Here is a 15,392-nt window from a genome sequence, read left to right on the forward strand (position 1 = left end):
GGGTTCAGAACAGGTAGGTCAGGCTGGTGTAGAGCTGGTCGCGCTTGTGGAAGTAACCGAACAGGCTGGCGTTGTCGCAGGTGTTCGCGCCGGATTGGCACTTGTTGCTGTCTCTCCAACTGTCGTTCCAGAACTTGTCGTACTCGACTTTCCAGCGCCAGTTCTTGGCCACTTCCATCGTTACCGAAGGCACGGCGAATCCGCCGCCGTAGGTCAGGTCGCTGCCAACCACCAACTCGGGTTTGATCCGTCCATTGTCATAGCTCAGGCTGAAAATACCGGTGAGCAGGAAGGAGTGCTCCTTGGTCTTTGCACCCCAGCCAACGGAGTTGAGTAGCCGGTCGTCGTTGTCGTAGTTCTGAATCCACTTGTCGAACAGCTGGACTGAGAAGAACATCGGCTTCTCGCTACCGAGCAGGCTCTGGGTGAAGGACAGGTTCTTGTCCATGCGCAGCATCCACGTCAGAACGTCCTTGCGCGTGAAGCCGTCAAAGCCAGGTGCGACGGCCTGCGAGGCGAGGGAGCCGGGAACCGCTGAAAAGTTGTAAGGCGCATCCTTCACGTAGGCGACTTCGGTGCTGAATACGGCATCCGCCCATTCCGCATAGCCACTGGCAGTCATGCCGAATACGTCAACCACTGGGTAGATGATGTTTCCGAACAAGCCGGTGGTATCGGAACGTCCCTGGGTGTTGACGCTGCTGGTGCCGGGCACGCCGTTGAACTTGCTGGTGCCGTTCATGATGGGGCTGGGCCAGAAGGTCTTCAGGTAGGACAGCGAATAATTGATGTCGCCTGCCATTCCGCTCCAGCGAATGCCACCCGTCGGCTTGCGTTGATCGCCCTTTTTGTTCTCGAAGTCATAGGGGTCGATATTGCGGAAATCGACGCCGGCATAGGGCTGGCTCGACCAGCGCCCGCCGTAGACTTCGAGCTCGGTACCGATGTCCTTCTTACGGTCCCAGCCGGGCCGAATGAACATCTCGATGGCACCGTCCAGTTCGGGCACGTCGATGTTGAACTTGGCCATGATATTGGTCTTGCGCAGCTCCTCGTTTGCGGGCTCGAGGAAGGAACGCCAGGTGTAGTCGAAGCCATGCACAAGATCGTTGGCTGCGAAGAAGTCGGTTTCACCCCAGGCGATCTGCTGCTTTCCCAGACGGACGCGTGTGCGCTCGCCAAGTGGAAAATCCACATACAGTTCGCGAACCACATCGCTGATGTGGTTGCGGTTGTAGAGGTCCATGATGTCGCCATCACGGTAGTTGTTCGCGCCCATCGTCTCCAGGTGACGGAGGAACGGAGTCTGAATCTCACCGACGCCACGAAGCTTGGCGACTACGGACACATCCGGCGTTGCGCGCCAGTCGATGTTGAGGCGGGCTGTGGTGCGTGCCATGGAGAGCTTGCCGCGGTCGTCGTAACCCGGCGTGTCCTTCCAGTCCATGGTGTTCCACGACAGTTCCTGCCGGAGATAGCCATCGATCTTCAGGTTGTCGTCTGCTGCGTACAGCTGCAAGGCACAGCCTGCTGTGACCAGCGCGAGGGTCAGGCGCTTCAGCAGGTGAGGCGCGCCTGCCCGGGGTTCTCTCTTGTTGTCCATGCTAACTCCCTTGAGTTGGGTGGAAAGGTGCTGCGCGGTGAAAAAAACTGTCAGGCCAGGGCTGTGCGGACGCTCGTCAGGGGCGCCGCCTGTGCCTTGCCGAAGATGAATGCGGGATGGAAAACCTTGATCACGGCAGGCATCACGAACAATGCCGACATCGCCGAGATGCAGAGCCAGATCGCCATCAGCAGGCCCATTTCGGCCTGGAAGCGCAGCGACGACAGCCACCAGATCAGGGTGCTGATGATGAGCACGCCGGCGGTGACGGCCACGCCCATGCCGGACGTGTGCAGTGCGTTGCGGATCGCCTCGTCCACCGTGCAGCCGCGGGCGTATTCGCCCTTGATGCGGTCGGCGATATACACCGCGTAATCGACGCCGAGCCCGATGCCCAGTGCCGCGACCGGCACGGTATTGATGTTCATGCCGATGCCCTTCCACGCCATGAAGCTGAAGGTCAGGGTGTTGGAGATGATCACCGGCAACATGAACAGCATGCCGGCCACCGACGAGCGGTAAGTCACCATGCACACGACGACCAGCACCACCAGGGCGAGCGCGATCGACTCGATCTGGCTCGACAGGATGATTTCATTGACTGCGGCGATCACGCCGATGGAACCGCCCGCCAACTGCCACTCTCCATTGGCGAGCGGGTTGCCGGCGATGAACTCCTTGATCCGTGCGACAGCGGTGCGGATGGTTTCGCCCTGGCGGTCGCGGAACATCAGGGTCACCGCACCGTTGGACGCATCACCATCGATGAAGCGGTCCATGTCGCCCGGTTCGGATACCGACTCCAGGATCGCCATGAGACTGCCGTTGATCGCCTCTTCGTCGCTCAGCTCCAGATAGCGCGGATTGCCCTCGCGCAGCGTACGGTTCATTACTGGCAGGACGTCGGCGATAGATACTGACGCGCCCACCTCCGGCTGTACCTCAATGAAACGCTGCAGCGCGTTCATCGCCAGCAAGGCCTCGCTGGTCTTCACATAGCCTTCCTGACCGTCCTTGCCCAGCACGATGAACATCCGGTCAACACCCTGGAAGCGCTGGTTGATCGCAGCTGCATCCAGGTTGTAGCGTGATTCCGGCCACAGGATGGGCGAGCCCGGTTGCGGATCGCCGATCTTCAGGTTCAGTGCGTACAGGCCGGAGCCGAGGATCACCAGCGTGCTGCAGCCGACCACGACGTAACGGAAGCTGGAGGTGCCCATCCATACACCAAAGTCGAGCACGCGGCGCAGTAGCGGGGTGACGTCCAGCCCGTGCACATGACCGTGCGGGTGACGGATGAAGGACAGCAGAATGGGCGTCAACAGGAGCGCACTGACCACCAGCGTGGATACCCACACCACGGCCAGCAGCGCGAGCTTCTGCAGCATCGGGATCGGGCTCATGATCACCACCGCGATGCAGGCCGCATCCGACACCACGCCCAGCATGCCCGGGCGCAGCAGGTCGCGGATCGAAGCCAGTGCCGCATCTCGCGATGTCTCGCGACCGCTTTCGATGCTGACGATCTCGTCGTTGAAACGGTTGATGATCTGAACCGCATGCGACACCGCACGCGAGGTAATCAGCATGGCGACCACGATCACCAGCGGTTCAAAGGTGATGCCCAGGAGCGCGCACATGCCCAGCGCCCAGGTGGCACTGACCGCACCCGCGACCAGCGGCAGCAGCACGCTGCGCCAGGTACGCAGGATGATGAACAGCATCGCCAGTGTGGCAACCACGGCCAGCGCGATGATCTTCATGGTCTCTGGCAGGTAGTGGTTCACCCAACCGAACAGAATGGGGTCGCCCACCATGCTGACGTGCACCTTGTCGTTCTCGAAGCCCTCGGCGAGGGCCGAAACCTCCTTGAACACCTTGCTGTAATCCACCTCGCGGTCGATGAAGTCCACCGTGATCAGGGCCGCTTTCAGGTCCTGAGACACATAGGCGCCATACACCAGCGGATTACGCAGCACGGCTGCGCGCAATTCAGCGATCTCATCCGCGCTGCTGGGCGCATCCGGCCACATCAGCGGCCGTGTCTCGATGCCTTCTGTCGAGGCGCGGACCTCTTTCAGCTTCTTGCTGGCCAGCGAGATGATCTGAAAGGGATTGACCGCCGAAACTTCGCGCAAGCCAAGGGTGATGCCGCGCACTGTATTGAGCACTTCAGGCTGGAAGATCTCGCCCTCGCGCGCCTCGACCATGATCGTGACCATGTTCGAGCCGCCGAAGGTGTCCTTGAAGCGTTCGTGGGTTTTGATATATGGGTGGTTCGAGGGCAGCATGTCCTCGAACACCGTGCGTACGTCCACCTTCAGTGCAAAAAAGCCGAGCACGATGGTGATCAGGGAAATCAGCGCCAATACCCAGGCGCGATGGCGAATACATAGCTGTCCGAACTGATTGATCATAGGGGCGCGTCCACTAGGGATGAGATGCAAGGGAAAGAGGGCTGCGTCAGGGCCCTTTAATTGGTCGGCTGCGGGGCGTGGTTGCCGACAGGGCTCCATCGCTCGTTGGCCCACAGACCGACGTTGGCGCCGGCGAACCAGGTGCCTTCAGGCGTCGGCAGTGCGCGCGTGTGCCAGCTCATGTCGTGGCTGTCGAACCGCCCATGGCGCATGTCGCTGACTTCTGCATCCGCGCGCAGCCAGACGCCCTGGTCGCCAGCCACCATCCAGCTCGCATGCGCTGCATCCCAGACCACATCAAAGAGGTGAACGGCGACGCCGCTATCTGCGCTCTGCCAGCTCTGTCCGCCGTCCCGGGTGACCAGCACCACGCCTTCCAGGCCAACGGCCATCCCGTTCAGCGGGTCACGAAAGGCAACTGCCATCAGCGAGCTTTCCACCTCGGACTTGTGCTCGGTCCAGGTCTGGCCGTTGTCAGACGAGTACAACATCTGGCCGAATTCACCGACCACCCAGATCTGTCCGTCGCCTAGCAGGGCAAGGTCGTTCCAGGCGTTGTCCTCTTCAGGGCGGCGGCGCTCCCACTGCTTGCCGTAATCGCTTGAGTGCAGCAGAGCGCCCATCTCGCCAACGGTCCACGCCACGCCGTCGGCCGCCACGCGCACCCGCACCAGCTTGTTGGCGACCTCAGAGCGCGGTGCGTTGGTGGTCGGCACCCAGGTCTGGCCACCGTCCCCGGTGGTGATGATCACGCCGTCGTTACCGACTGCGATGCCGTGGGTGGTGTCCCAGGTTGCGATGTCCTGAAGCGACTTGCTCGTGCCGCTGGCGAGCAGGCGGGTATCGCCATTGGGACTCAGGGCGACAATCTTGCCGCCGCTCCCTGCCAGCCACAGACCTTTGTCGCCATTGCTGGCGAGGCCGTAATACTGATCGCGGCGCTCCAGTACCGGTGGCTGTACGGTTTCGCCGACAGGTTGCGGCTTGATGAAGAAGGCTGCCCACAGCAGGGCTGCAATGATTGACCACGGCAACAGCATGATCAAAGTGTCGGTAAGCATCTTTGCAGGGCTGCGTGGTGACAGCATGCGCGATGACGGCGACATGGTTGCGGTTGGGGTTACGTTCTCGGGGATTCTGTCCATTTTGCGGGGCTCAGTTGGCTCTTCGTTCCGCCGCCGTTGGGTACGACGGTTCATGGCCGCAAAGCTAGGCTTTCGCTCCGCACGGGGCTATCCGTTCAACGCACGCCTTATCCAATTCGTGCAAGTGATGTCCGTGGCCTGCATTCAGGCCTGAAAACACACCTTAAAAGTTCAGACAGGAATAGTTGTTGCTTAAAGGAGTGCAAAAAGCCGATTTCATCCGCCTGTACACCCGGTGCAGCCAAGTTGATGATCTGAAAGCGTTTTTCTGCACCGTATCGGTGCGATGACGCACGTTTGGAGTGCATGGGCGTTTGGTTAAGCACCAACTGGCGATGGGAAGTCCCCGCATAAAACGGAGAGAAGCAGATATGAACTTCGATACGCTTGCACCGCAGCCTGTACCCGGCGAACTGCTGTCCCGCTATCCGGTTTTTCATACTGAGGATATGGACGAGGCCCGTCGGCGGGGGGCGGACGTATTCTGTGATCATCGCCTTGACTTCGCGGGTGCCGATCGTTCCTTTGATGCCCGCATGTGCTACCGCCGCCTGCGCGGCATCGGTTTGGGGCGGATGACCTACGGCGGCGATGTCACCATCGATCCAGGCCAGCTCGATGCTTTCACCCTTGTGCAGATGCCGCTTAGCGGACATGAACGGATTCGCTGCGGCAACATCGCCATTGACTCCTGTCCTGGCGTTGCGTCGGTGGTCAGTCCCAAGCGGCCGGTCACGATGCAACACAGTGCAGGGACAGAAAAGATCTTTATCCGTATCGACAGCGGAGTGCTTGAGCGCCACTGCATCCAGCACCTTGGGTACGACCTTCGCGATTCCATCGACTTTCGCCTCGACATGCACCTGGATAGTGTCGCTGGGCGACGCTGGATGCGTGCGGTGCAGTGGTTGTTCGCCGAGGCCGAGCAGGACGGCGTCGGAGAGGGGGCGATCGCGCTGAGTTCGCCCCTGCTGGCGGTGCAGATCGAGCAGATGCTGATCTCGATGCTGCTGATGTGCCAGCCAAACAACTACACCGAACGTCTTCAAGGTCAGTCTCCGTCAATTGCGCCGGCCTTCGTAAAACGTGTCGAGGAGTACATCGAAGAGCATGCCGATGAGGCGCTGACAATCGTCGACCTTGCCGAGTACGTCGGTGTCAGCAGTCGTTCGCTGTTTGCAGGATTCCGGCGTTTCCGCGACACCACACCAATGAACCATCTGAAAGAAGTACGCCTGAAGCGGGTGCACGACGCGCTCCTGAACGGTTGGGCTGGTGACACCACGGTGACCCGTGAGGCCATGCGCTGGGGCTTCTCCCACCTTGGTCACTTTGCCACCGCATACAAGCGTCGTTTTGGTGAATCGCCGTCTGAGACACTGACACGCGGCTGACGCAAAAAAATACCCGAGTGCAAAGCACTCGGGTATCAAGCGAACGGGGTGTCCGGTTAGGGACAGGGTCTGGAGAGGCTCCCCGTTCGGGCAGAGAGATCTTGCTTGTCGGCAACCAGGGCGATTACCCGCAACGGGTTGCCGGCACCGTTACCGATCTGCAGCGCTGTGGGTGGGATTCAGGCGTTTGCCTTGTTCAAGGTCTGTCACGCTCGGTTCGCCAGCGGATGTCCCCGACGCAGCTTGTTGCCGAGTGCGTAGCCCTGGACCTGCGCCGCACGGGTGATCAGGAGGTATTTGAACCACCACCCGGCCGCCAGTGCCGTAAGGGCTGCTACTGCCGTACCGGGCGCAGCGATGGCAGGCACTGCAATGGCCAGCGCGACAGCCAGGGCCGGCAGCACCGTTCCGCCCAATAGCGCGCGGTGCACAAGCCCGAGTGTCGCCCGTGTGGAGCGCGGCGCATCGGAGGCGAGCATGCGCGAGCGGTAGATCCACCACGCGCCGAAGCGCAGCACGACCAGTACGAGCAGGGCGGCTGGCATGTTGGCGTATGCAGTGCCTGTCGCAAGGTCTGCCAGCATCAGGAGGGCGAGGCCTTCAACGAGGCCGGTGCTGATGATCAGGCGCACGATGCTGAACTCACGCCAGGCCGGTATGCCTTTGGCTGCGCGCAGGATGCGGCCCTGGCAGTAGAGGAAGAGCAGGCCGGCCAGCGCTGCGGCACCGGCAGCCAGGTTCATCCCGGTCACGATTGTTGCGACCACGAGAAGGGCGATCAGGCCGGCGACGAAGGCTTCCCGGGTCATCCATGAGGTCTGAGGGTGGAAGAGCACGTTGAATGCGCGCCATGGACGGCCGATTTCGGTCCACACGGAGGCGAGACCGGCGCCGATCAGGCTCAGTGCGAGCGCGAGCAGGGGCCAGTTGGGGGTGTTGGGCCAGGACGCGAGCACGGTGATGGCGAGCAAGGCCGATCCCGCACCACCGAGGATGAAGTTGGCCGCTGCGCGACCGTCCCAACTGGTCTGGTGGCTGGTGCCGAAGCGTGCGAATTTCTCGTTGATCATTTTTCGTTCCAGAGATAGTAGAAGCCCGGATCGGTACCCAGTTCTTCGTGCATGCGAAACCAGGTGTTCTCGGTCAACAGTTCGGACACATTGCTGTTGGGGTCTTCCAGATCGCCGAAGGTAAGCGCGTTGGCGATGCAGGCATTGGCGCAGGCCGGGGTGGCGTCGGGATCAACGCCCGGCGTGAGCCCCTTTTCCAGTCCGGCGTCGACGCGGTCTGCGCAGAAAGTGCACTTCTGCGCAACCCCGATGCGACCGGCGTCGAAGCGGATGGCTTCGTTTTCGGTCGGCGTGTCACCGTAGGCAAAGCGCGCTTCTTCCACCTTGTAGCGCGCCTGATAAGGACAGGCGACAGCACAGTACGAGCAGCCGATACAGATGTCGTAGTCGATGGTGACGATGCCGTCCTTGCGCTGGCCGGTGGCGGTACTCGGGCAGACTTCCATGCACGGAGGATCGGAACAGTGCTGGCAGCCCACCGGCATGAACAGGCGGTCCACATTCGGGTACTCGCCCATCTCGATGTCGAGCACCTTGCGCCACTGCACGCCGGGCGGAGTCGCGTTGGTGTGTCTGCAGGCGGCGGTGCAGGTCTGACAGCCGACACAGCGATTGAGGTCTGCAACCATTACGTAGCGGGTCATCGCTCAGCTCCTGATTTTCTTGATCTTGACCAGCACGGCATCGACCGCTGAGCCGGTGCCGTCGACAAGGTCCATGTTCATCGGCACCAGATTGTTGAGGCTGGGCATGTCGAGATCCTTGGCGTAGGGGGTCTTCCAGTGGCCGAACTGGCCAACCATGACGATGGTGTCGGGACGCACGCCCTGACGCAGCAACGCTCGGCCGGTGGTGACGCCGACCGGTGATGTCACCTCGATGCGGTCGCCCTGTTCGATGCCCATGTCCTCGGCGATCCTGGCGTTGATCATGATGCCGTCGTGGCCGGCGATGTTGGCCGCGACCTCGCGGATCATCTGCAGGCTGACATTGCCACCCCAGGCGTACTGCATGCTGCGTGCGGTGAGGAGCCAGAAGGGGTAGTCCTTGGCCTTGATGCCGTAGCTGCGCTCGTAGGCTTCGGACCACAGCTTGTTGAGGTCTTTCCAGGTGGGCAGGGGTTCGTATTCGTGCAGCTGACGGTCCCACCACGTGACGCCCTGTTCGTGCAGGCGGGCGGCAAGCTGCTTGCCGATGCGCAGCACGCGCTCCTGATAGGGCAACTCGAAGCGCAGGCCGAGATCCTCCATGCGCGGGTACAGATACCAGTTGATCTTGGGGAAGGGTTTGACGCGGAATCCCTTCTCCTTGAAGTAATCGAGCCCGTCACTGGACGTGCCGTCGGTGACGTCGGCGCTTGCTGCGCGACAGACTGCATCCCAGGTTTCATCAACCGAGTGCGCCTTGCTGATGTCGAGCGAGAAGTCGTACTGCTCGGTCTTGAGCGGCAGGCCGGCTGCGCCCATGTTGATCATGGTGTTGTAGGCTTCGAGCAGGCCGGTGCGTTTTGCCAGTTCGGTCGAGATCCAGGTGAAGTCCTTCGCCTCGCCCTGCGGCTTGACCACCGGCTGGCGCAGCACCCAGCCCTGACTGTCCCAGAACTGTTCGAAGTAATGGGTACCGCCGAGGCGGATCAGCTGCGTGCTTTCCAGGTCGATGGCCTCGGGCAGCACGAGGTCGGCAAAGTGGTTGGTCTCGTCCTGGGTGTAGGAGAAAGCGACGGTGAAGGGGAAGGTCGCCATCGTTTCGCCCATCTTGTCCGTCTCGGAGAACGAGATGTTCGGATTGCAGCGATAGACGAACCACAGGTCGGGCGGTTTCGGTTTGCCCCAGCTCTCGGCCGCACGTCCTTGCAGGCGCATCCAACTGAGTACGGTGGAGCCCATCAACTGGCTGGTGAGGCCGCCGCCGATGATCGGAATCAGCGTAGTGTGGCCGTGGCGGTTCTGCGGCTGCGACTCCCAGTGTTCCTTGTCCGTGGGGTTGAACGGGTAGTCCAGAAAACCGTCCGGGTGCGGCGCGACCGAACCCATGCGGTCGAAATCCATCCCTGAGATGTGTACCGTGCTGCCGAGCAGTCCGCCGGGTACTTCGAGACCGCCGACCAGGATCATCAGCATGGTGCGCGCCCACACGCATTCGTAGGCGCCCCAGCCGTTGTTGACGCCTTTGCCCAGCATGACCGCCACGGGGCGGAAGGGCAGGGTGCGGCCCTCGAACTCAATGGTTTCGCCGATGCGTGCGTGTTCGAGAAACTCGGTTGCGATGCGGCGGATCGTTGCTGCGGGAATGTCACAGACCTGCGCGGCCCATTCCGGCGTGTGTGGCTCGACCATGCGCCGCGTCACCTCCAGCGCAGTTTGCGCGGTGGCCGATGTGTGTTCCCAGACCTGTTCGTCGGCGCCGACCTCGATGCCGGCGAGGGCAAATTCGCCGAGCAGCACCGGGTCGATGCCCGGCGTGTCGAAAACAACGGCCCCACCGCTTTTGGCGTTCCACATCAGGGGTTTGCGCGAAACCGGATCGCGCATGAAGAAGCCGTTGGGTCCGACAAGATACGGCGACCCGGTGCGCAGCTTCAGGAAAGGAACGTCCAGGTCTGCGAGCGAGCGCTCATGCAGCAACACATGCAGCATCGCGTAAAGGAAGGCCGGGTCGGTCTTGGGGCGGATCGGTAGCCACTCGCTGGCCGATGCACCTGTAATCGACAGGTGCGGTTCGATCTGTATGCGCTTGATGCCGCGTGCGCGGGCGTCGGCATGGCGACGCACGCTCGTGACACCGCCAGATGCGTCGATGTTGTTGCCGAAGGAGACGATGTACTCGCAGCGTGGCGTGTCGGGGCAGACAGTGAAGGCGCGATGCCACAACTCGCCGTACACATGCTCGGTGTGATAGCACTTGACCGTGCCACCCGCGCCGAGACTCTGGTCGACCGGCCCCCATGCGGCGAGGAAGGAGGCAAAGGTGCCCATGTAGAAATAGGGGGTGGCCGCGCCGCCGGTGGTAAAGGCAACCCGCGGGTAGCCCTGCTCATCGACCAGGCTGGTCGCGCGTATGGCGTTCAGTCTGGTGGCAATGGTGTCGAGTGCTTCTTCCCATTCGATCTCGACCCAGCCCGGATCCTCGTTGCGCCCCTTGTTCGGGTTCGTGCGCTTGAGTGGCTTCAGCAGCCGGTTCGGGTTGTAGATCTTCTGCACCAGCCCGTACGGCTTGACGCACACCTTGCCGTCGGCCGGGTGGTAGCCCTTCGCTGCAAAGTTGGGGGCGACTGTCGTGGCGACGCCGTCAGTCACCTCGACAGTCAGCATGTCGGGACCATTGACGCACTGATAGCAGTAGGTTGAAACCTTGTGCGTTGTACTCATGATGTTCTCGTGCTCCTGACGGAAAACCGCGTAATGCGGCGGGCTGGCGATGGGACGCTCCGTGCATTACGCCGGACGGTATAGGCAGACGCAGCTTAGGTGTGCTCCCGAGGGGCGACTATCCCCGCACTGCACCGGCTGTCCCCGGACTGCAGGTTCCGCGAGAGAGCTATCGTGGCAGTGCAACATACGTTGTCCTGAAAAATGTATAGACGCGCGTTATTTAGGTCTGTTTTAATTTAGACATAAATAAATTCTGCAAACCGCAGAAGACACTGGAGAAGCACTCCATGGAGACAAGAAACCACTTTGGAACGGGAACCTCCCGTTCCATGCTGGAGAATTTCCCCCTGTTTCGTACCTCCGATCCGGATGAGGCGCGTGATCGGGTTGCAAGGGTGTTCTGCGACCATCGGCTCAGGGTTGTGAGTGGCGGGGCTCGCGTGGGAGCCGAGATGTACTTTCGGCCGATTCGCGGCATCGGTATTGGCCGCATGCGTTATGGCGCGAGTGTCGCGATCGACCCCGGTAGCCTGGACAACTTCGCGCTCATCCAGATGCCGATTCATGGTTCGGAAGTGGTCGAGCATGGCGGCACCACGGTGGATTCAAACGCCGATGTTGCCTCCGTGCTGAGTCCGACGCTCGCCTTGAATCTGCGCCACGGGGAAGACACCGAGAAGCTCTTCATCAAGATCGATCGGGGTGTGCTCGAACGTCATTGCCGTCAGCACCTCGGTGGAGAACTCAAACGCCCGATCGAGTTTTGCCCGGCGATGTCATTGCTCGCACCACGCAGCCTGCCCTGGGTTCGGCTGATGAAATGGCTCTACGAGGAGGTCGGCCAGAATTCCGGCCAATGTGGCGCGATTGCTGATTCGCCTTTGTTTGCTGCCCAGATCGAACAGATGGTCATCACCACCTTGCTGCTGTGCCAACCGCACAATTATTCGGACCGGCTTGCAGATGACGGCCCTTCGATTGCGCCGCATTTCATCCGCAAGGTTGAGCGTTTCGTTGAAGAGAACGCAGATGAACCGCTGACCATCGGTGATCTCGCCGAAGAGGCTGGCGTGAGCACGCGTTCGCTCTTTGCCGGATTCCGCAAGTATCGGAATACGACGCCGATGCAGTACCTGAAGGACGTCCGCATGAGGCGAGTGCACGAAGACCTGCTCCGGGCTTCGCCGCAATTGACCACGGTAACCACGATTGCGGGGCGCTGGGGTTTCTCCCACCTGGGGCATTTCACCGTCGACTACAAACGCTGTTTTGGCGAGAGTCCGTCGGTTACCCTCCATCGTTGATTCCTGCAGGACGAGGATAGTCGGGTCAGTTTCGGGATAGTGGGCGTTCCAGTGGAAGACTAGATTTGAAGTGTGCCGAACAAGGTTCAAGGCATCACTTTGCAGAATCAGTGCTTACACAAGGAAAGGTCATGAAAGAAAAGCCTCAGGTCTTTATTCCCCCCGTTCGCAACGACAACAAGTTCAAGCTTGGATTTTTTGCGACCAACTGCTCCGGTGGCATGGCGGGCACTCAAGTCGAAGAGCGCTGGAAGAACACTTGGGAGAACAACCTTCGCCTCGCCCGTCAGGCGGACGAAGCTGGAATCGAATTCATGCTGCCGATTGCACGCTGGATCGGTTACGGCGGTGCTACGGACTTTCATGGAAACGTCCTGGAGACCATGACCTGGGCTGCTGGTCTGCTGGCACACACGAAGAACATCAACGTGTTTGCAACCATCCACACTGCCTGCAACCATCCGATGGTCGTCGCCAAGCAGATTGCCACCATCGATCAGATCGGGCGCGGGCGTGCAGGCCTCAATATCGTTTGCGGCTGGAACAAGCCCGAGTACGAGGCCATGGGGCAGACACTTCCCGACGATCACGAAACCCGCTACGAAATGGGGCAGGAGTGGTACGACATCATCAAGAAAGTCTGGTACGAGGACGAGCGCTTCGACTGGGATGGCAAGTACTTCAAGCTCAAAGGTGCCTACGGCCAGCCGCACCCGGTTGTCGACCGCGTGCCAATCTTCAACGCAGCAGGTTCGTCGCAGGGCCGTAACTTTGCGACCCGTAACGCAGACTTCCTGTTCACGTCGGCAATCGACCTTGCACGCTCAAAAGTCGAGATTCAGGAAATCAAGGCGCAGGCAGCCGAAAACGGGCGTGAGATCGATGTACTGACCTTCTCCTATGTGGTCTGTCGCCCGACGATCAAGGAAGCAGAGGATTACCACCACTACTATTCGCAGGAGCATGCCGACTGGGCCGCGGTGGACAACATCATCAGCCTGATGTTTGCTCATGCGGAGTCCTTCCCCAAAGACCAGCTGCAGCTGATTCGTGATCGTTTCTCCGGCGGCCATGGCGGATATCCGTTGATTGGCGATCCGGTAACCGTTGCCGACGGCATTCAGAAACTGTACGAGGCCGGCTTTGCGGGCAGCACCCTGTCCTTTGTGGACTATGCAGAGGAGTTTCCGTATTTCCGCGACAACGTCCTTCCTATTCTGGAAGCACGAGGATTGCGCAATGCGTTCAAGGTGAAGTCATGAGTGCGCAGGCCCGACCGGTCGCGGTGTCGGATCACACCGTGGTTCCGGTCGGCTTCGGCCGCGTCTCGAGCGAGGCATTCAAGGGCGGCATGCGCAGGGTTGCGCAAGGTGTTGCAATTGCAAGTCTTGCCCGCGGTAGCGAGCGGGCTGGGCTGACGATTTCTTCATTTTCGTCGCTGTGCGCAGACCCCCCAAGAATGCTCGCCTGTATCAGCAAGACTGCGGGCGCCTTTCCCCTTTTGCAGCGGGGCGGAAATCTGGCAATCAATGTCCTGGCCGAAGGGCAGGAAGCCCTTGCCCTGCGCTTTTCGTCCTCGAGCGTTAAAGGAGATGCGCGTTTTGAAGTGGGGCGGTGGGAGACCGGAGAGAGTGGTGCGCCTGTACTGGATGATGCCCTCAGTGTTTTCGATGGACGCATCAAGGACATCGTCGACGCCGGAACCCATGTGATTGCGGTCATCGACGTGCTTGCGGTGAGCGGACAGGGCGACAAGCAGGCCTTGCTCTATGTCGACGGTCGCTTTGCGACACTGGCAGCGGAGGGCGTCGGGTGACGGATCAGACATTGAGCGACTCGGCACTCGATCGTCTTTTTCTGGAGGCCCGAACGCACAACGCGTGGCAGGACCGTCCAGTGTCAGAGGATGTGCTGCGCCAGTTGTATTCACTCGCCAGCATGGGGCCGACGAGCTTTAACGGCAGCCCCATGCGCCTGGTGTTCGTATGTTCCGATGAGGGGAAAGCGCGGCTGTGCGAGGCACTGTTGCCTTCCAACGTGGCAAAAACGATGCAGGCACCCGTGTGTGCCATCGTGGCCCATGACATGAGCTTCTGGGAGGCGTTTCCGACCCTGTCACCGCACAAGGATGTGCGCGGCTATTTTCGCGACAACGCCGCATTGACCGAGGAAACGGCGTTTCGCAACAGCTCGATGCAGGGCGCCTATCTGATCATGGCTGCGCGGGCGCTGGGTCTCGACTGTGGTCCGATGTCCGGTTTCGACCGCAGCCGCGTCGATGAGCTGTTCTTCGAGGGCACATCGTGGCGAAGCAATTTCCTCTGCAATCTGGGCTACGGAGACCCTTCTGCGCTGTATCCGCGCAATCCCAGGCTGGCATACGAAACAGCCTGTCGTCTCGCCTGAGCGTTCTCGTTCGGGGGATTCGTGCTCGACGGATCTCGATGCGTCGCTCTCGGATCTTACTCCTGCATGAATCATCCCCGAGGGAACGACGCTTCAACACTGGAGGACCTTGCCTTGAACAATGTCAAGCGGCGAACGTTGCTGAAGTCCGGTGTCGGCCTCGGACTGTCTGCGCTCGCGCCTAAACTCACGTGGGCTGCGGATTCAAATGATGACTCGGGTCTGTCGCCGGGGATGCTCAAGTTGTGGGCGCAGTGGCAGGATGCACTGGTTCCTGGCGCTGCAGCAGCCGGCGCGGCGATGTATCTCGGCACCCAACTTGCGCTGCCGCGTGACCACAACTCGCTGTTTCTCCGCTACATGGACTGGCCGGGGAGCTATCACGACTTTTATCGCGACGGTCTGAACGCACTCGATACGCTGACCCGCGCCCGGTTTGGCCGCACATTCCCGGAACTGGACAAGCTCGCGCGTGCCACGGTGATCAACGAAATCTCCGCTGGGCAGCCCGCGAACTGGTCAGGCCCCCCTGCGGGTTTGTTCTACTTCGTCAGTAAAGCCGACGCAGCTGATCTCGTGTTCGGAACTGTAGCGGGCATTCAGGGCCTTGGTCTGGATTATCGTGCCCATATCGAGCCTCACGCGGAATGGCCGTCCACGCGGGGAGGGTTGCCGGCATGAG

Annotated in this window: 12 protein-coding genes; 6 read left to right on the plus strand and 6 right to left on the minus strand. The window is 60.8% G+C overall.

Annotation, left to right across the window (positions count from 1 at the left end; genetic code table 11):
* Positions 1-4 precede the first annotated feature (4 nt).
* From CEW87_RS16430 to CEW87_RS16440, 3 genes are read right to left on the minus strand one after another with little or no spacing between them, the layout of a single operon-like run.
* Positions 5-1,603, minus strand: coding sequence for a DUF1302 family protein (locus CEW87_RS16430; RefSeq protein ID WP_108974710.1), 1,599 nt, complete (start codon positions 1,601-1,603; stop codon positions 5-7).
* Between the two features lie 50 nt (positions 1,604-1,653).
* Entirely contained in the window at positions 1,654-4,020 is a 2,367-nt protein-coding gene (locus CEW87_RS16435) for an efflux RND transporter permease subunit (protein ID WP_108974712.1), read from the minus strand.
* 56 nt (positions 4,021-4,076) lie between these two features.
* Complete coding sequence (locus tag CEW87_RS16440; RefSeq protein WP_234421559.1) at positions 4,077-5,165, minus strand: YCF48-related protein; 1,089 nt, start codon at positions 5,163-5,165, stop codon at positions 4,077-4,079.
* A gap of 371 nt (positions 5,166-5,536) precedes the next feature.
* Here CEW87_RS16440 and CEW87_RS16445 point away from each other — a divergent pair, with 371 nt between their 5' ends.
* On the plus strand, positions 5,537-6,559 hold the full coding sequence (locus CEW87_RS16445) for an AraC family transcriptional regulator (RefSeq protein ID WP_108974714.1): 1,023 nt from the start codon (positions 5,537-5,539) through the stop codon (positions 6,557-6,559).
* 206 nt (positions 6,560-6,765) lie between these two features.
* Here CEW87_RS16445 and CEW87_RS16450 read toward each other — a convergent pair whose 3' ends face one another.
* From CEW87_RS16450 to CEW87_RS16460, 3 genes are read right to left on the minus strand one after another with little or no spacing between them, the layout of a single operon-like run.
* On the minus strand, positions 6,766-7,629 hold the full coding sequence (locus CEW87_RS16450; protein WP_108974716.1) for a DmsC/YnfH family molybdoenzyme membrane anchor subunit: 864 nt from the start codon (positions 7,627-7,629) through the stop codon (positions 6,766-6,768).
* Positions 7,626-8,273, minus strand: coding sequence for a 4Fe-4S dicluster domain-containing protein (locus CEW87_RS16455; protein WP_108974718.1), 648 nt, complete (start codon positions 8,271-8,273; stop codon positions 7,626-7,628). The genes CEW87_RS16450 and CEW87_RS16455 overlap by 4 nt, the downstream gene beginning before the upstream one ends.
* A 3-nt stretch (positions 8,274-8,276) precedes the next feature.
* On the minus strand, positions 8,277-10,997 hold the full coding sequence (locus CEW87_RS16460) for a molybdopterin-dependent oxidoreductase (protein ID WP_108974720.1): 2,721 nt from the start codon (positions 10,995-10,997) through the stop codon (positions 8,277-8,279).
* Positions 10,998-11,287: 290 nt separating this feature from the next.
* On the opposite strand from CEW87_RS16460, the gene CEW87_RS16465 reads away from it, so the two are divergent.
* The 5 genes from CEW87_RS16465 (at position 11,288) to CEW87_RS16485 (ending at position 15,391) form a co-directional block, all read left to right on the plus strand.
* Positions 11,288-12,304 (plus strand): AraC family transcriptional regulator, encoded by a 1,017-nt coding sequence (locus CEW87_RS16465; RefSeq protein ID WP_108974722.1) that lies wholly within the window; start codon positions 11,288-11,290, stop codon positions 12,302-12,304.
* Between the two features lie 131 nt (positions 12,305-12,435).
* Complete coding sequence (locus CEW87_RS16470; protein ID WP_108974724.1) at positions 12,436-13,566, plus strand: LLM class flavin-dependent oxidoreductase; 1,131 nt, start codon at positions 12,436-12,438, stop codon at positions 13,564-13,566.
* Positions 13,563-14,120 (plus strand): flavin reductase family protein, encoded by a 558-nt coding sequence (locus CEW87_RS16475; RefSeq protein ID WP_108974726.1) that lies wholly within the window; start codon positions 13,563-13,565, stop codon positions 14,118-14,120. The genes CEW87_RS16470 and CEW87_RS16475 overlap by 4 nt, the downstream gene beginning before the upstream one ends.
* Complete coding sequence (locus CEW87_RS16480) at positions 14,117-14,710, plus strand: malonic semialdehyde reductase (protein ID WP_108974728.1); 594 nt, start codon at positions 14,117-14,119, stop codon at positions 14,708-14,710. Before CEW87_RS16475 ends, CEW87_RS16480 begins: the two co-directional genes overlap by 4 nt.
* 114 nt (positions 14,711-14,824) lie before the next feature.
* A complete protein-coding gene (locus CEW87_RS16485; protein ID WP_159098197.1) occupies positions 14,825-15,391 on the plus strand; it encodes a gluconate 2-dehydrogenase subunit 3 family protein in 567 nt (188 codons plus the stop codon).
* Position 15,392: the final 1 nt, after the last annotated feature.

This window comes from Parazoarcus communis, assembly GCF_003111665.1.
GTDB lineage: Bacteria > Pseudomonadota > Gammaproteobacteria > Burkholderiales > Rhodocyclaceae > Parazoarcus > Parazoarcus communis_B.